The sequence below is a fragment of the Rikenella sp. genome, assembly GCF_056799795.1.
Genome location: NZ_JBQIQO010000045.1, coordinates 1 through 17,315, shown reverse-complemented (window position 1 = coordinate 17,315; position 17,315 = coordinate 1). Strand labels below are relative to the sequence as shown.

Genomic DNA, 17,315 nt, shown 5'->3' with positions numbered 1-17,315 from the left:
GTCCGCGCGCCTTGCGCGATTCAGCTATATTCGGCTACCGCCGAAATAGTTGAATCGCTTCTTTAGGCGTGGCGCGCGTCTGTCCGACAGGAGGGTACTGCGCTCGGGCCACGCAGGCCCCACGTCCTGTGGACGGGCGAAACTTACGTTTCGCTGCGGCAGCCTCAGCCTAATTCCTCGCACCGCTCTCTGTCCGCGCGCTGGCGGAAATCTTATTCAAACGCGAATCACGCGTTTGAATGATTTCCTTCTTCAGCGATCGCGCGCGGGTCGAGCTTTGGCCCGCCTAAAACTGCGGGGTCCCGCGTACCCGCGATGGGCAAATGCTGTATCTGCCCCGTTTATTCCGAGAGGCAACGCAACTGAAAACCGTAAGCACGGCCGCCTACATACGTGGGGTTGATGTTCGAGGTGTAGAAATTCAAATTCCGCCCGCCGATGCTGTTCACGGACGACGACCAATCGTAACCGTAATTTCCCGTCTGATACAGCAGCCCGTCGCCGTGGCTGAGGAAGCCCGGGGCGGGGTAATACCATCGCCCCGGGCCACACGAAAAAAGTTTCGAAGAAAAAAATCCACCCCCGAACTGTGAAATGAATAACAATAGAAAAATATTTGTATCTTTGTCCTGCCGAGGTTCGCCCCGTCCGGAGAGCGCCCGGTGTACCTGAATACACAGAAGAAACATAAACCATTAAAAACCAATACTGTTATGTCAATCGACCTGAGCAAGTACGGCATCAAAGACGTGAAGGAGATCATCCACAACCCGTCTTACGAAGAACTCTACAAGGCTGAGACCTGCAACTGCCTGACCGGTTACGAAAAAGGCGTAGACACCGAACTCGGTGCGGTGAACGTGATGACCGGCGTCTTTACCGGCCGCTCGCCCAAAGATAAATACATCGTCAAGGACGCTACCACGGAAAACACCGTATGGTGGACGTCGGATTTCGCCAAAAACGACAACAAACCCATCACGCAGGCGGTGTGGAACGACCTGAAAAAGATCGCTACCGACGAACTCAGCGGCAAGAAGTTGTATGTGATGGACACCTTCTGCGGCGCCAATCCGGACACCAGACTCAAAGTGCGGTTTATCGTCGAGGTGGCTTGGCAGGCGCATTTCGTGAAGAACATGTTCATCCGACCGACCGAAGAGGAACTCAAAAACTACGGGGAACCGGACTTCGTGGTGCTCAACGCTTCGAAGACCACCAATCCGAATTGGAAGGAGATGGGGCTGAACTCGGAAAACTTCGTAGCTTTCAACCTCACCGAAAAGATGCAGCTCATCGGCGGTACCTGGTACGGCGGCGAGATGAAGAAGGGGATCTTCTCGATGATGAACTACCTCCTGCCGCTGCGCGGGATCGCTGCGATGCACTGCTCGGCGAATAAGGGGAAAGATGGCGACGTGGCTATCTTCTTCGGACTCTCGGGGACGGGGAAAACCACGCTGTCGACCGATCCGAAGCGCGAACTCATCGGGGACGACGAACACGGTTGGGACGACAACGGCGTCTTCAACTTCGAGGGCGGCTGCTATGCCAAGGTGATCAACCTCGACAAGGATTCGGAACCGGATATCTACAAGGCGATCAAGCGGGATGCACTGCTCGAAAACGTTACGGTGGATGCCAATGGGAAGATCGACTTCAACGATAAGTCGGTGACGGAAAATACCCGTGTATCGTACCCGATCTACCACATCGAAAACATCGTGAAACCGGTGTCGAAGGCGGGGCCGGCGCAGAAGGTGATCTTCCTGACCGCAGACGCTTTCGGGGTGATGCCGCCGGTGTCGATCCTTACGCCGGAACAGACCAAGTACTACTTCCTCTCGGGCTTTACCGCTAAACTGGCGGGGACGGAACGGGGGATTACCGAACCGACGCCGACTTTCTCGGCTTGCTTCGGCGCGGCTTTCCTGACCTTGCACCCGACCAAATACGCTGAGGAGCTGGTGAAACGAATGAATGCTTCGGGCGCTACGGCTTATATGGTCAACACGGGTTGGAACGGAACCGGCAAGCGGATTTCGATCAAAGATACGCGCGGGATTATCGACGCCATCCTCGACGGCTCGATCGATAAGGCAGAGACCAAAATGATTCCGATCTTCAACTTCAAGGTGCCGACGGCTTTGCCGGGGGTAGATTCGAAGATTCTGGATCCGCGGGACACTTATACCGATCCGGCGGAATGGACCCGGAAGGCAGAAGACCTCGCAGGGCGGTTCGTGAAGAACTTCGAAAAATACACCGACAATGCGGAAGGCAAGGCGCTGGTAGCTGCCGGCCCGCAGCCGACCAAGTAGTTCGGGACGGAGCGGACGCTCTGTGAACCATGCTGCCGGAGGTTTCATCGTATCTGACGATGGAACCTCCGTTTTTTTCGCGCGAAACATCCCGCAAGTTTTCTAACTTTGGGAACCCAAACAAAAAAACAAAATGAAAAAGACGCTGATTCTCTTTCTGCTGCTCGTCGGCACCTTCGTTAGCCGCGCCGGCGACCGGCCCAAGTACATCTTCTACTTTATCGGCGACGGCATGGGCCACAACGCTCTCGCGCTGACCGAGGCGTGTCTCGCTTCCCGACAGGGGGACGACGTGGCTTTCGGCGCACTCGGCTTCACCCGGTTCCCCGCGGTCGGATTCGCCACTACCTGGTGCGCCAACCGGCGGATGACCGACTCTGCGGCTGCGGGCACTGCCCTCGCCTCCGGACAAAAGACGTCGGTCGGGACGATCGGCATGAACGCCGACCACACGGGGCCGGTGCAGAGTCTGGCCGTGGCGGCCAAAGAGCAGGGCTTGCGGAGCGGGGTCGCCACCTCGGTCAGCATCGACCACGCCACGCCGGCTGCCTTTTTCGGCCACCGGCCCGACCGGGGCATGTACCACGAGATCGGGATGGACGCTCCGGCGACGGGGCTCGATCTCTATGCCGGGGCCGGTTTTCTGAAGCCTGCCGCACCGGCAGATGCGGCTGACCGGCGCTCTGTCTACGAGGCCCTGGCCGACGCCGGTTACAGCATCGCCCGGGGAGAGGGCAAACTCAAAGGCAAACGCGCCGTGCTGGTACAGGACACTGCTGCCGACCCTTCAAAACTCCCTCTCGCCATCGACCGGCGGCCGGGAGACCTCACGCTGCCTGCCATCACGCGTCGTTCCATCGACTTCCTGATGCGCGACGGAGGGGCGCGGGAGGGTTTCTTCCTGATGGTCGAGGGGGGTCAGATCGACTGGGCGGCCCATGACAACGATGCCGCTGCGCTGGTGAGGGAGGTGGAAGACTTCGACGAGGCGATCCGCGTCGCGGTGGAATTCTATCTTCGCCATCCCGAGGAGACGCTCATCGTCGTCACCGCCGACCACGAGACGGGCGGACTCGCGCTGGGGCGGCGCAACTTGGGGTACGATACCTATTTCGGCCTTCTGAACGCTCAGCAATGCTCGAAAGGGGCTTTGAAACAGGCTCTCGGCCGGACGGACGACTGGGCTGCCGCCAAAGCGCTGCTGAGCGAGAAGATGGGATTCGGCGGGGCGGTTGCTTTGAGCGAAACGGAATGGGCCGATCTCGAAAAAACTTACGGCGAGGGGCCCGGACGGTGTGCCGAACGGGCTGTCGAGCTGCTGGCCCGCCGTTCCGGAACCGGCTGGACGACCGGAAGCCACTCGGCTACGTATGTGCCCGTCTTCGCCCTCGGCATCGGTTCCGAACGCTTCCGGGGCCGGATGGATAACACGCAGGTGGCCGGTACGCTGCGCCGATTGATTCAGAACCGATAAGACTCGGTGTTTCGCCTGTTTTTTCGCTCGGCGACGCAATTTTCCGCCTTTCGATTTTGAAATCACCGGAAAATTGCGTTACTTTATAGAGAATTTAAAACCTCACGCCTATGAATACGATCACTTTCAACGAGCTGCGGCGGATCAAAGACGGTCTGCCCAGCGGGAGTATGCAGCGGATAGCGGACGAACTGGGGATTGACGTGGACACAGTTCGCAACTATTTCGGCGGTACGCATTACAAATCGGGCGAAGGGAATCCTTCGGGATTGCATATCGAACAGGGGCCGGACGGGGGAATCGTGATGCTCGACGACCGGACGATTCTGGACAAGGCGCTGGAGATTCTCAAGGAGGCTTGACGGGTCTCTTCTTTTCGTCGGTGGGCGCGTTTTTGACGTCCGGGGGCGAAATTTCGAACCGACGGGGTTATTTGCACGAAATTTGCAAATAACTCCGTTGAATTTTTATCCCATCATTAAAATATAATAAGCTATGAAAAAGTTATTTTTCACCCTGCTGTTCGGCGCTGCCCTCGGCACGACTGTTTTTGCGGGCCCGAAGTCGGTCGCGACCAGCGACAAAAACGCTGCGGCGATCGAAAAAACGGTCTACACGACCGATCCGACCACGCTGCCCACTCAGGCGCAGGCCTTTCTGCGCAAACACTTTTCGACGCTGACCGTTCATCAGATCAAGGTCGAAAACGAGGCGGAGGGCCGGGAATACGATGTGAAACTGGCCGGCGGTTGCGAGATCGATTTCGACCACCGGGGCGAATGGACGCAGGTGGATTGCGGGCGAACCGCGGTTCCGACCTCTGTGCTTCCGGAACGGATCGCCCGTTATGTCGCTGACCATTATCCCCGTCAGTTCGTCGTCTCGATCGAGCGCGATGCGGACAAATACGAGGTCGAGCTGTCGGACAAGACGGATCTGGAATTCGACCTCCGGGGCGATTTCCTGCGGATCGATTAAGGTGATCCCGGGTTCGGGGGTTCGGGCGGCGCATGTATGTGCCGCCCGAACTTTTTTGTCGCCTGCGGGCGCGAGGGCCGAAAACCGGACGGAAGAGGCCGGTTTTTCGGTCAGAAGTTCTAACTTTGTCTCGGAGGCGGAGCCACGGGCTGCATTCCAAAAACAGATTTTCAACTCTTCTATTTTCTATCACGCATGAAAACGACTGCTTTTACCGAAAAACATATCCAGGCGGGAGCCCGAATGGCTGAATTCGCAGGGTACAACATGCCGATCGAGTTCTCGGGTATCAACGACGAACACGCGACGGTGCGAGAGGGGGTCGGGGTGTTCGATGTTTCGCACATGGGCGAGATATGGGTCAAGGGGCCGAAGGCGCTGCCGTTCCTGCAATATGTCACTTCGAACGACGTGGCGGCGTTGTATGACGGGAAGGTGCAGTATTCCTGTTTTCCGAACGGCAGGGGGGGGATTGTGGACGATCTGCTGGTCTACCGGATCGATGCGGAGACTTATCTGCTGGTGGTGAATGCGGCGAATACGGCGAAGGACTGGGAGTTCCTGTGCGGCCATGCGCCGAAATTCGGACTGACGCCGGGCAAGGAGCTCTATAACGCTTCGGACGAGATCGCGCAGCTGGCGGTGCAGGGGCCGAGGGCGATGGAGTTGGTGCAGGAGTTGTGTCCGGATCGGGAGGTGGAGTCGATGGAGTACTATACGTTCTGCAAAACGACGGTGGCGGGGATTCCGAATGCGATCCTTTCGATCACGGGATACACGGGGGCGGGAGGATGCGAAATCTATGTGGCGAACGAGGATGCGCCGAAGTTATGGGAGGCGCTGTGGAAGGCGGGGGAGAAGTTCGGGCTCAAAAATATCGGACTGGGGGCGCGGGATACGCTGCGGCTGGAGATGGGGTTCTGTCTCTACGGCAACGATCTGGACGACACGACGTCGCCGATCGAGGCGGGGCTGGGATGGATCACCAAGTTCGCGGACTCGAAGGGGGATTTTATCGACCGGACGCTGTTGGCGGCGCAGAAAGAGCATGGGGTGGCGCGCAAGCTGGTGGGGTTCGAAATGGTGGAACGGGGGATTCCGAGGCACGGGTACGAGGTGGTGGCGCCGACGGGAGAACCGATCGGGGTGGTGACGTCGGGCACGCAGTCGCCGAGCCTGAAGAAGGGGGTCGGGCTGGCGTATGTCAAACCGGATTTCGCCAAGGCGGGAACGGAGATCGCGATTGTCGTGCGGGGCAAACGGATCAAGGCGCAGGTGGTGAGGCCGCCGTTCTATAAAAAATAGAGGCAAGGATGGCTACGACGACGACAAAATACCTGCAAGGACTCAGGCAGGCTTTCGCCGACCACGACGGGGCGGAGTTGTGGGAGCGGTTCGAACGGGTCAAGCGCGGGGCGACGCCCGAAGAGATCGAGCGGCTGAAAAAGGCGTATCCGAAGGTGCCGGAGGGGTTGGTGGAGTTGCTCGAATTCGTGAACGGAACGTACTATCAGACTTTTGCGGGGGTGGCGAATTGCAGTTTCACGCTGCTGGGGGCGGAGGAGGAGGGAGCGGAGTATGATTTGTACTCGGTGGAGCAGATGATCGAGGGCGGCAGGAAGGGGTTCGGGTACATCACGGATCGGTTGGAAGGCAAGGCGAGGGGGGAGATAGAGGTGGATCCGAAGATTACGAACCGGCGGAAGGAGGTCTGCTGGCTCGGGTTCGCGGCGGGGGGCGGGAGCGAGCAATTGTTCGTCGATTTCTCGCCGGCGAGGGGAGGGAGGTGCGGACAGATCGTCTCGTTCCTGCACGATCCGGACGAGCTGGTGGTGCTGGCGGAGAGTTTCGATGAGTATCTCGAAATGCTCATGGAGCGGGGGTACGATTTTATCGATGAGGAGGTGGTGGATGCGCTGGATCGGTTCTGAGGGCCGCCCCGGGCTGCCGCCCGAGGGATACGGGCGGGTTTTACGGGATCGGCCGCTACGGGTCCGGTTGGGCGGCCGGGGTCAGCGGACTCGGCGGTATGCGTTTGCACTTCGATGCGCAGGGTCTGGGGGCTTGCTTTGCGGATTACCGCGCCTACGGTTTTCAGTTGCGTTGCCTCTCGGAATAAACGCCGCGGGCCCGCGGTGGGCAAGGGGCTGGAATTACCCTAATTAGTTGACTCTACCCTAACTTGAATCCGAGGCGGCCTGATTGTTTGGATAGAGGCATTTAGGGTAGCGGCGGCCATTGGGGCAGAGAAAGCCGGTTCGAGTGCCGAGCGGCACCGCCCCGGGCGGCCGCAGCCGTCTTTCGGGTGCGGTGGTCAGCGTCGGACAGCACGGTTACAGCTACTCTTCGTCGACAATCGGGATTCAGGGAATATGTCTGAATTTCAACATGTCGTGGGCTTATTACGAGCTCCCGGACAGCCGTGCTCACGGTTTTCAGTTGCGTTGCCTCTCGGAATAAACGGGCAGGAGAGCTTTCGACGGAACCGATTGGGGACTTAGAACCCGGGCTTGCTCCTTTTTCGTATACTTGCGGTTCTTCGAACCGCGCGGGCCATTGGATCGCAAATACACTGCCTTTTTCTGTCGGGTTAGGCTTTATTATCCGAGCGGGCTGAAGCCTGCGAGGCCCACGGCAACGTCAGTTGCGGGCCTCCCGTGGGCAGGCGTCCGGCCCGCGCGACCCTACGGGGCGCAAAAGCATAATCTATTCGTCCTTGGCGCGCTATTTCGTTCTTAGCCTAAGTTCGCCGCCAGCGGTGAATGCAACGAGCTCCGTCGAGTTGCAGTCCGCCGCTGGGGTGGCGGCGGACTGCGCGGCTCGAAGAGCCGCAAGAGCACGGTCTATTCGTCTTCGGCGCGCCTTGTTAATGCTGTTCGCCGCCAGCGGAGAGCAGCAACGAGCTCTGACGAGTTGCAGCCCTCCGCCTGCCGGGGCGGCGGACTGCGCGGCTCTGCGAGCCGCAGAAGCTCGGCCAAAAGCACTGCCCCGTGTCCGCCTCACTGCGGCTCCGCTTTCGCGCCGCCGCTTTTTCGCGCGCCTGCGCGATTCATCTATAATTCGGCTACCGCCGAAATAGTTGAATCGCTCCTTTAAGGTCGGCGCGCGAAATGTAATAAAGGCCGCCCGCCGTGGCGCGAACGCGTCCGTCGGGCGAGCGCACCCTTCGGGTGTTTTACTGGCCGCCTCTACCCCTGTTCTTTGTCCGCGCGCTGGCGGAAATCTTATTCAAAAGCGAAACACGCGTTTGAATGATTTCCTACTTCAGCGGTCGCGCGCGGATGGTCATTGTCCCGGATAGAACTGTTCTTTCTGTGAACAGAAAGAACCAAAGAAACTTTAGACGGATGCTGACGCATCCTAAAGCTGCCGGAGACCCAAATCCCACAAACGCACACGTTGCGGCACTACCCGCCTCTACTGTCCGGCACGGGCGAAAGCGTGCTCGCCAAATCCAGAACGGCTGCTCCTGCCGACTTTTTCCCGGAAATTCCATACCTTTGTCAATCGCTGAAATCACAGATCCATGAGCAAAAAATTCACCGAGTATAAAGGACTCGATCTCGCCGCAATCGGCACGGAGGTGCGGACGCTGTGGGACAAGGAGGAGACTTTCAGAAAAAGTATCGAAACCAGAGAAGGACACCCGACGTTCGTATTCTACGAGGGGCCGCCGTCGGCGAACGGGGTGCCGGGGATTCACCACGTCATGGCACGAACGATCAAGGATGTATTCTGTCGCTACAAAACGCAGAAGGGATTCCTGGTGCACCGGAAGGCGGGGTGGGATACGCATGGGCTGCCGGTGGAGCTCGGGGTCGAAAAGAAACTCGGGATCACGAAAGAGGATATCGGAAAAACCATCTCGATCGAGGACTACAACCGCCAGTGCCGCGAGGCGGTGATGGAGTACACGGGGTTGTGGAACAAGCTCACCCGACAGATGGGATATTGGGTCGATATGGAGAATCCGTATATCACCTACGACAACAAGTACATCGAAACGCTGTGGTGGATGCTCAAGCAGCTCTACGAGAAGGGGCTCTTATACAAGGGGTATACGATTCAGCCTTACTCGCCGGCGGCGGGGACGGGCTTGAGCAACCATGAGCTCAACCAGCCGGGGTGTTATCGGGATGTGAAGGACACGACCTGCACGGCGCAGTTCAAGATTATCCGAGACGAGCGCAGCGAATTCCTGTTCGCGGCGACGGAGGGCGGGGAGGCTGCTGTGCGGGGGGATTTGTATTTCCTGGCGTGGACGACGACGCCGTGGACGCTGCCGAGCAATATGGCGCTGGCGGTGGGGCCGAATATCCGGTATGTGCAGGTGATCTGCGCCAATCCGTACACGGGGACGGAGCAGACGGTGATACTGGCCAAGGAGTTGCTGGAGAAGACCATGGCGGGGGCGAAGATCGCGGACTATACGGTTATTCGTGAATATACGGGCTCTCAGTTGGAGGGGGTGCGGTATGAGCAGCTGATTCCGTGGATCAAGCCCGCTCTGACGGAGCTGGGCGGGGATGCGTTCCGGGTGATTGCGGCGGATTATGTGACGGTGGAGGACGGGACGGGGATCGTGCACATCGCGGCGACGTTCGGGGCGGACGACGACCGGGTGTCGAAACAGAACGGCATTGCGCCGATGCTCTTGTTGGATAAGGCGGGCAAGTGGCAGCCGATGGTGGATCGGACGGGGAAATTCTTCCTGACGGATGACCTCGATCCGGAGTTTGTGGCCAAGTATGTGGACGCTTCTTATAACGAGTTCGCGGGCAAATTCGTCAAGAATGCCTACGATCCGGCCAAGACGGAGAAGGACGAGACGCTGGATGTCGAAATTTGTATGATGCTGAAGGCCAACAATCAGGCGTTCAAGATCGAGAAGCATACGCACAACTATCCGCACTGCTGGCGGACGGACAAACCGGTGCTGTACTATCCGCTGGATTCGTGGTTCATCCGGACGACGGCGGTGAAGGATCGGTTGATCGACCTCAACAGGACGATCAACTGGAAACCGGCGTCGACGGGCGAGGGGAGGTTCGGGAAGTGGCTCGAAAACCTGGTGGACTGGAACCTGAGCCGGTCGAGGTATTGGGGGACGCCGCTGCCGATCTGGGCGACGGAGGATCACAGTGAATTGAAGTGTATCGGGTCGGTGGCGGAGCTCAAAGCTGAGATCGAGCGGTCGATTGCGGCGGGGGTGATGACGGAGAATCCGTTGGCCTCGTATAAAGAGGGGGATTTTTCGAAGGCGAATTATGACGGTTTCGACCTGCACAGGCCGTATGTGGACCACATCGTACTCGTTTCATCCAAGGGGGAACCGATGCGGAGGGAGCCGGACTTGATCGACGTCTGGTTCGACAGCGGGGCGATGCCGTATGCGCAGGTGCATTATCCGTTCGAGGTCGACGAAGTGGATTTTAAGGGGAAGATTTACCCGGCGGACTTCATCGCGGAGGGGGTGGATCAGACCAGGGGGTGGTTCTTCACGCTCCATGCGCTGGCGACGATGCTGTTCGACGGGGTGGCGTTCCGGAATATCATCTCCAACGGTTTGGTGCTGGACAAAAACGGAAACAAGATGTCGAAGCGGTTGGGGAATGCGGTGGATCCGTTCGAGGTGATGGATCGGTTCGGGGCGGATGCGGTGCGGTGGTACATGATTTCGAACTCGCAGCCGTGGGACAACCTGAAGTTCGACACGGACGGGGTGGACGAGGTGCGGAGAAAGTTCTTCGGGACGCTCTATAATACGTACAGCTTCTTTGCGCTGTATGCCAATGTGGACGGGTTTACGGCTGATTCTCTGGCGGCGGATTTCGTGCCGGTGGCGGAGCGGCCGGAGATCGACCGGTGGATCATCTCGTTGCTCAATACGCTGGTGAAAACGGTTACGGACTCTTTGGAGGCGTATGACCCGACACCGGCGGCGAGGGCGATTGCGACGTTCGTGGATGAGAATTTGTCGAACTGGTATGTGCGCCTGAATCGGAAACGGTTCTGGGGAGGGGAGATGACGCGGGACAAACGGGCGGCGTTCCAGACGCTGTACACTTGCCTGAAGACGGTCGCGCTGCTGGCGGCGCCGTTCGCGCCGTTCATCTCGGACAGAATCTATCGAGATTTGACGCACAACGAGGAGGGGTCGGTGCATTTGGCGGAGTTCCCTGTGTACGATGCGGCGTTGGTGGATGAGGAGCTGGAGCGGAGGATGGAGCTGGCGCAGCGGGCGTCGTCGATGGTGCTGGCGTTGCGGCGAAAGGTCAATATCAAGGTGCGGCAGCCGTTGCAAAAAATGATGATTCCGGTGTTGGATGCGGCAGTACAAAGGCGGCTGGAGGCGGTCGAGTCACTTATCCTGAATGAGGTGAATGTCAAAGAGGTGGAGTATCTACACGAGACGACGGGCATCATTACCAAGCGGATCAAACCGAATTTCAAGACACTGGGGCCGAAGTACGGCAAACAGATGAAGGCGATTGCGGCGGCGGTGGCGGAGTTCTCGCAGGAGGATATCGCGGCGATCGAGGCGTTGGGTTCGACAGGGGGTGCGGCGACTTATGACCTGGCGATTGCGGGGGGCGAGGTGCTGCCGGTGGAACGGGCGGATTTCGAAATCACGTCGGAGGATATGCCGGGCTGGCTGGTGGCGACGGAGGGGACGCTGACCATTGCGCTGGACATCGAGGTGACGCCGGAGCTCAGGGCGGAGGGGATGGCGCGCGAGCTGGTGAACCGGATCCAGAACCTGCGCAAGGAGCAGGGCTTCGAGGTGACGGACAAAATTCGGGTCGTGGTGGAGTCGAATCCGGAGACGGATGAGGCGGTGAGCCGATTTGCGGATTATATCGCGGCGCAGACGTTGGCGCAGGGAGGGGTCTCGGTAGCGCAGGGGCGGCAGCGGTCGGAGATCGAGATCGACGAACTGCCGCTGACGGTGACGGTCGAACGGATCGGATAGCGCTTGCCTTGTTTTTCAACTGGGTATATGGCAGCGGTTCTGCTCTTTCGGGACAGAACCGCTGTTTTTTGTATCTGTGCGCCTTTTGTGTCTGAATGCTTTTTGTGTCTGAATGTAACCGCCCCGGGCTACCGCGACGGGGGCCGTTTCGACCGGTTCGGGGCTCTGCTGGACGTGGGGCTGTTGGGCTATAGCTGGTCTGCGACGGCTTGCGAAACAAATGGCGGAAGTTTGGATTTCAAAACGATACACGCTGATCCGGAACGTGCCAACAATCGGGCGCACGCTTTTCAGTTGCGTTGCCTCTCGGAATAAACGGGGCGGGCGACTGCTGGAGTAGGAAATCATTCAAAGCGTCTTGCGCTTTGAATAAGATTTCCGCCAGCGCGCGGAATAGGGAGTTGGACTGAGGCTGCCCGCGTTGCATAGGGTAGAGGCTGGCATTAAAACGCCCTGTGGGCGCGCCCGCCCGGCGTAAGGGCAGTCCTCTCCTATAGGACAAACGCGCGCCCCGCCTAAAGGAGCGATTCCACTATTTCGGCGGTAAGCCGAATATAGTTGAATCGCGCAGGCGCGCGAACGAAGAGTTGGGCTGAGTTGATTAAGCGATACGCAATATCGCTCCCTCCCGCCGGGGTCACCCGGACGCCGCCCGCGCAGGGCAGTTCCGTCCGGCTCGAAGCTCGACCGCGCGCCACACCTAAAGAGGGAAATCGTCAAAATGCACTTGTGCGTTTTGACAAGATTTCTCCAGGCGCGCGAACAAAGAACTGCGCGTGAAATTCCGTCGCCCGCGGGGATTGCGGCGGAGCGGTAGCGGAGCCGCAGTGAGGCGGACACGAGGCGGAGAACTGGGGCAAGCTTGGGGCTGTGCTTATTCTTCAGGCGGGAAAACCGTAGCCGGTTTTCCCGCCGTGCCAGGCCGAGCATGAGGTGTGGATTTGGGCGGTGGCTTGGGCCGGGCTTCTGCGACTCGCAGAGTCGCGCGGGCCGAAGCCTCCCCCAGCGGAGGCCCGCAACTCGCCATGCTCGTTTTAGGCCCCGCAGGCTTCAACCCGCTAAAGCAATTGCATTTTCGCAAGCTCGGTTGTGTCCCCGTTGGCGGCGAATTGCTAAGACTAAGAGCGAATAGCGCGATTCGTAGAATCGCCGTCCTCGGGGAGAGCGACTCTTTAGCGGCGCGTGGGGGGCGCGCCGAGGACGAACTTCCGAGAATAGGGCGGTGGTTTGGGCGAAACTCTTGCGACCCAACGGCCCACTTTGTCAAGAACGAATAGGTAGTTCGTCCCCAATAGGGTAGCTTAAGTGGAGCGGGCCGGAGCCACCCCAGGCGTAGGCCTGCAACGTCGCGATGCTCGTTGCTGCTACCGCTGGCGGCGACCCGCACCAATTCAACAGTTCCAAACTCTACCCCCGCAAAAACCCGCAACACGCCGCTCACGCGTCGAAATTTGCGACCAACTTCCGGATGCCGACCCCGTCCCCAAGCAAATCGCCTGTACCGCAATGCGGTACAGGCGATTTCTATTTCCCCTCTCACCATTCGGCAAGAGGCTACTGGACGGTCACTTCGACGGAGGCGGGGAAGAGACGTTCCGGATCGAAAAAGGCGGCACAACTGTTCACCAAATTAGCCGCGTCCAAAGAGACCGGCCCGTTGAACTTCTCGACGCCATTCACGCGAACGGTCACCGGACGGGTCAGGTCGACCAGTTTGTCATTCAGGTAGATCACAACGCGGCCTTTGGTCGCCGGAGTATAGGTCTTGGCGTATTTCAACGGGATATTGTATGGGCCGTCTTCCGCCACGGCATAAGTCACGGTGTTCACCGTCAGATCGACGGTGTTGCCGGTGATGGTCATCTCGTAGCACGAACGAGACGAGGCGTCGTCGTTCGAACGCTCTTTCACGTACAGGTTGTAGAAGCCGTCCCGATAACGCCGAGAGGCTTCGCCGTCGTATCCTTCGTCGAGCGGGAAGTCTTCCCAATAAACGTACTTGGGCCAAGGATTCCGAGCCGGTTGCCGTTCCAGCCACTCGGTGGTCTGGGCTTCATTATAGTAAAACCCATGCTCTTTGCCGGGCATCAGTTCGACCCGGTGGTTGTAATAACCGGGATGAGCGGCCTGCAACCGGTCGAGCTCTTCACCGACGGCGAGGGTCAGCTGGTCGCGCGAATAGGAGAAGTCTTTTTCGCCGGTGTGCATGGTGAACGCGATGTTGGCATAGTTCTCCGGCGGGGCGAATTTCAGGTTCTCGCCACCGGCCAAAGGCCCGGCGCCGGCCAGATAGTCGGCATAAAAGGCTGCCAAACTCTGGCTGCCGTAGGCGCCTTCCGAAATCCCGAAGAAATAGATGCGATTCGGGTCGGTTTCGCTTTGCAGGTAGGACTGGCACAGCAACTGTTCCCAGGTGAGCTGACGCGATTTCAACTTCCAGCGTGTCCCTTCGGCTCCTTTCGGACTCCGGGGAATGAAATAGAGGCTCGGGCTGTCCTGAAAATAGCCGGCCCAGCTGTAAACGGCGTGCCATTCGTCCAGCGAGCTGTTACCCGAACCGTGCAGGAAAAGGAACAACGGATAACCTGCGGCCGGCTTGCTGCCTTTCGAGAAGTAGTAGAACGGCATCGTGCCGGTATAGAAAGGGTTGGCGTCTTGGAGTTCCCAACTTCCGCTTTGGGTCGGAAAATTGTTCTTGTCATAGGTCGGCATCGGGGTCGGTGCGGGCAGTTGCTCTTTTACTGTCCGGCTGTAGGCGGATCCCCACGAGTCCCAGACGACGGCTTGGGTTTCGGCGACCTGGTCGGCTGTCAGTGACACGGAGGTCGCATAGGCGCCGGTATTGCCTTTGAGGTAGCCGGTGAAATAATCGACGTAGGTCTGGTCGGCCAACTCGAAAGCGGGCCAGCCCGACTGCGGTGTCGTTTTCTCGGATTTACAGCCGACGAGGGCGGCGGCCAAACCGAGCAGGGGAAGGTATTTTTTCATAATCTTCTGATTTTGGGTGTTTAAATCTTCGTTATGGATGGGGGGAGAGGGATACAAAGACGAGACGCTGCTACGAAACGGGATGTTTCCCTATTCCGCAGGCAGGTCTCGCGTATAATTTGGGTTCGAAAATTCGGAACCGGGGGAAAGCCGCGCTCCGTTCGAAAAGCTACTCTTCCCAACTGTCGACGACGGCGCAAAGCCGGTCGAAGATCTCGTCGATGGTACCCACGCCGTCCACGGCCCGGTATTTGTCCTGTTGTTTATAGTATTCGGCGACCACGGCGGTCTGGGCGTCGTAAACGGCGATCCGGTTTCGGATGGTGTCGATGCTCTGGTCGTCGGCGCGGCCGCTGGTCTTCCCGCGGGCAAGAATCCGTTCGATCACGACGTCGTCGGACACTTCCAGGGCGACCATCCCGGTCACTCCGGTGCCGATGCCTTTCAGGATCCGGTCGAAAGCTTCGGCCTGGGGCAGGGTGCGCGGAAATCCGTCGAAGATCACGCCGCGGGCCGAGCGGTGTTCTTCGACGTATTTTTCGATAATGCCGAGCACCAATTCGTCGGAGGCCAGTTTGCCGCCTTCCATCTGGGCGGCGGCGAGCCGACCGAGTTCGCTCCCGCGGCTCATCTCGTCGCGGATGGCCTGGCCGGTGGAGAGGTGCAAGAGTCCGTAACGTTCCTGGAGTTTCTCGGCCTGGGTGCCTTTGCCGGCCCCCGGAGGGCCGAATAACACGATATTCAACATGATGCGATAAATCTCTACACTTGGGCGCGGAGCCGGACGATGATCACGGCTGCGTTTACGAGGGGGTAAAGTTATTTTTTTAATCTTAATTTTGCAAAAACATGACACAAGCTAAGAAAATGAATCGGACGGAAATATCGGAATTGGGCAAGGTCGCTTTCGTGGAGCGGCTGACGGAACCTTTCACGACGAATGAAAATACGCGTATCCGGCAGGGGATCGGAGACGATGCGGCGGTGATCGACCGCGGGGGATGGCTGGAGGTGGTGGGCGAGGCGACGCTGCTGGAGGGGATCGATTTCGACCTGACGTACACGCCGTTGGAGCACTTGGGGTACAAGCTGGTGGCGGCGGCGGTGTCGAATATCTGTGCGATGAACGGGCGGGCGGAGTATCTGACGGTGAGTGTGGGGCTGTCGGCGAGGTTCTCGGTGGAGGATGCGACGGCGCTGTACGACGGGATCAAGCGGGCGACGGAGGCGTATGGGGTGGCGTTGATCGGGGGGAATACGTCGGCGTCGCTGACGGGGCTGAACCTGATGGCGACGGCGATCGGAACGGTGGCGGAGGAGGAGCTGACGTTGCGCAGCGGGGCGAAAACGACGGATCTGCTCTGTGTGACGGGCAATCTGGGGGCGGCGTACATGGGGTTGCAGCTGCTGGAGCGCGAGAAACGGGTGCTGAAGGGCAACGGGGTGAGCCGACCGGAGCTGACGAAGGAGCATGCTTACCTGCTGGGGCGGCAGCTGAAGCCGGAGGCGAGGGTGGATATCGTTCAGGAGCTGCGGGAGGCGAAGATTCGGCCAACGGCGATGATCGACGTGACGCGGGGGCTGGCGTCGGCGGCGCTGCATTTGTGTCGGAGATCGGAGGTGGGGTTGCGGATCTATCTGAACCGGATTCCGATCGCGTCGGATACGTTCCGGCTGGCGGAGGAGATGCACATCGACCCGGTGGTGGCGGCGCTGAACGGGGGGGACGATTTCGAGCTGCTCTTCACGGCGCCGCTGGACAAGCATCAGGAGTTGCTGGCGATGCCGGGGGTGGATGTGATCGGCCACGTGGTAGCTGCGGAGAAGGGGGCGGCGCTGGTGACGCCGGACGGGGGCGAAATCCGCATCCAGGCGCCGGACTGGACGGCGCATCGGGCTGCGGAGGGGGCGGCCTCGGAGGAATAGTCCTTCGGCCCCGGGCTATCGTTCAAAGGGATAGTCTTGGGCTTCGGGCTACCGCTCAGAGGGACAGTCCTGGCCCCGGGCTACCGCGATGCGGGGAACAACAAGCGGTTCGGCGGGCTGGGGAGCGTCGGCCTCGAGGGTTCGGTCTGGTCGACGGGGACGAGCGGGGGGTACGGCATTTATCTGTTTTTCCAAATAGGGGCGCTCAGTTCCTATTCTCATGCTCGCGCTCACGGTTTTCAGTTGCGTTGCCTCTCGGAATAAACGGGGCAAGAGAGCTCTTGACGGAACCGATTGGGGACTTAGAACCCGGGCTTGGGCCTGTTTTCCTTTTCAAATTTTGCGGGTCGCTGAACCGCGCGGCACGCCCCGGGCTTCCGCGACTACCGTCAGGAGATGCAGTATGGTTTCGGCAACCATGGATTTTGCTGGTCATCCACCTTAAATCCGGGCAATGATTATCATCGGGGCATGCATTTGGACTTCAACGCAAGGTATCTCAAAACAGACGCAGCTAACGCTCGTGCCAGCGGTCTTCAGTTGCGTTGCCTCTCGGAATAAACGGAGGTGTACACCCGCAGTGGGCAATGGCTGGAGTTACCCTATATAGTTAGGTGCCGCAACATGTGATCCCATTGGGGTGGTCGGAGCCAGC

Annotated in this window: 14 protein-coding genes; 11 read left to right on the top strand and 3 right to left on the bottom strand. The window is 59.1% G+C overall.

The annotated features are described in order from the left end of the window. Positions 1-341: 341 nt before the first annotated feature. A complete protein-coding gene (locus ACTO3O_RS09125; RefSeq protein ID WP_297832277.1) occupies positions 342-605 on the bottom strand; it encodes a hypothetical protein in 264 nt (87 codons plus the stop codon). Between the two features lie 108 nt (positions 606-713). Here ACTO3O_RS09125 and pckA point away from each other — a divergent pair, with 108 nt between their 5' ends. From pckA to ACTO3O_RS09080, 9 genes are all read left to right on the top strand, one after another. Beyond that, the gene (gene pckA, locus ACTO3O_RS09120) at positions 714-2,321 is read left to right on the top strand and encodes a phosphoenolpyruvate carboxykinase (ATP) (RefSeq protein ID WP_297832279.1); all 1,608 of its coding nucleotides are present in this window, start codon (positions 714-716) and stop codon (positions 2,319-2,321) included. A gap of 133 nt (positions 2,322-2,454) precedes the next feature. Further along, positions 2,455-3,795 carry an alkaline phosphatase gene (locus tag ACTO3O_RS09115; RefSeq protein WP_297832282.1) on the top strand — a complete coding sequence of 447 codons (1,341 nt, stop codon included), beginning with the start codon at positions 2,455-2,457 and terminating at the stop codon, positions 3,793-3,795. 110 nt (positions 3,796-3,905) lie between these two features. Next, entirely contained in the window at positions 3,906-4,157 is a 252-nt protein-coding gene (locus ACTO3O_RS09110; protein ID WP_294593820.1) for a DNA-binding protein, read from the top strand. A gap of 133 nt (positions 4,158-4,290) precedes the next feature. Continuing rightward, complete coding sequence (locus ACTO3O_RS09105; protein WP_297623501.1) at positions 4,291-4,773, top strand: PepSY-like domain-containing protein; 483 nt, start codon at positions 4,291-4,293, stop codon at positions 4,771-4,773. 195 nt (positions 4,774-4,968) lie between these two features. After that, a complete protein-coding gene (gene gcvT, locus ACTO3O_RS09100; RefSeq protein ID WP_297832285.1) occupies positions 4,969-6,078 on the top strand; it encodes a glycine cleavage system aminomethyltransferase GcvT in 1,110 nt (369 codons plus the stop codon). Positions 6,079-6,086: 8 nt separating this feature from the next. Continuing rightward, complete coding sequence (locus tag ACTO3O_RS09095; RefSeq protein WP_297832287.1) at positions 6,087-6,704, top strand: SMI1/KNR4 family protein; 618 nt, start codon at positions 6,087-6,089, stop codon at positions 6,702-6,704. Positions 6,705-7,035: 331 nt separating this feature from the next. Beyond that, positions 7,036-7,233, top strand: a complete 198-nt coding sequence (locus ACTO3O_RS09090; RefSeq protein ID WP_297832290.1) for a hypothetical protein — start codon at positions 7,036-7,038, stop codon at positions 7,231-7,233. 1,066 nt (positions 7,234-8,299) lie between these two features. Further along, entirely contained in the window at positions 8,300-11,746 is a 3,447-nt protein-coding gene (gene ileS / locus ACTO3O_RS09085) for an isoleucine--tRNA ligase (RefSeq protein WP_297832768.1), read from the top strand. 102 nt (positions 11,747-11,848) lie between these two features. Then, positions 11,849-12,061 (top strand): hypothetical protein, encoded by a 213-nt coding sequence (locus tag ACTO3O_RS09080; protein ID WP_297832771.1) that lies wholly within the window; start codon positions 11,849-11,851, stop codon positions 12,059-12,061. A gap of 1,239 nt (positions 12,062-13,300) precedes the next feature. Here the strand turns inward: ACTO3O_RS09080 and ACTO3O_RS09075 are convergent. Continuing rightward, complete coding sequence (locus ACTO3O_RS09075) at positions 13,301-14,734, bottom strand: hypothetical protein (protein WP_297832588.1); 1,434 nt, start codon at positions 14,732-14,734, stop codon at positions 13,301-13,303. Positions 14,735-14,903: 169 nt separating this feature from the next. Further along, positions 14,904-15,470: an adenylate kinase gene (locus tag ACTO3O_RS09070; RefSeq protein ID WP_367279550.1), complete on the bottom strand. Its 567-nt coding sequence runs from the start codon at positions 15,468-15,470 to the stop codon at positions 14,904-14,906. A 113-nt stretch (positions 15,471-15,583) separates the two neighbouring features. On the opposite strand from ACTO3O_RS09070, the gene thiL reads away from it, so the two are divergent. Further along, positions 15,584-16,660, top strand: a complete 1,077-nt coding sequence (gene thiL / locus ACTO3O_RS09065; RefSeq protein WP_297832583.1) for a thiamine-phosphate kinase — start codon at positions 15,584-15,586, stop codon at positions 16,658-16,660. 36 nt (positions 16,661-16,696) lie between these two features. Beyond that, on the top strand, positions 16,697-16,924 hold the full coding sequence (locus tag ACTO3O_RS09060; RefSeq protein WP_297832580.1) for a hypothetical protein: 228 nt from the start codon (positions 16,697-16,699) through the stop codon (positions 16,922-16,924). Positions 16,925-17,315 lie beyond the last annotated feature (391 nt).

Excerpts from the sequence above, each read along its gene's own strand:
- ACTO3O_RS09075 (WP_297832588.1), bottom strand. The coding sequence starts at position 14,734 with ATGAAAAAATACCTTCCCCTGCTCGGTTTGGCCGCCGCCCTCGTCGGC.
- ACTO3O_RS09115 (WP_297832282.1), top strand. The coding sequence starts at position 2,455 with ATGAAAAAGACGCTGATTCTCTTTCTGCTGCTCGTCGGCACCTTCGTT.
- ACTO3O_RS09110 (WP_294593820.1), top strand. The coding sequence starts at position 3,906 with ATGAATACGATCACTTTCAACGAGCTGCGGCGGATCAAAGACGGTCTG.
- pckA (WP_297832279.1), top strand. The coding sequence starts at position 714 with ATGTCAATCGACCTGAGCAAGTACGGCATCAAAGACGTGAAGGAGATC.
- ACTO3O_RS09105 (WP_297623501.1), top strand. The coding sequence starts at position 4,291 with ATGAAAAAGTTATTTTTCACCCTGCTGTTCGGCGCTGCCCTCGGCACG.
- thiL (WP_297832583.1), top strand. The coding sequence starts at position 15,584 with ATGACACAAGCTAAGAAAATGAATCGGACGGAAATATCGGAATTGGGC.
- gcvT (WP_297832285.1), top strand. The coding sequence starts at position 4,969 with ATGAAAACGACTGCTTTTACCGAAAAACATATCCAGGCGGGAGCCCGA.
- ACTO3O_RS09095 (WP_297832287.1), top strand. The coding sequence starts at position 6,087 with ATGGCTACGACGACGACAAAATACCTGCAAGGACTCAGGCAGGCTTTC.
- ileS (WP_297832768.1), top strand. The coding sequence starts at position 8,300 with ATGAGCAAAAAATTCACCGAGTATAAAGGACTCGATCTCGCCGCAATC.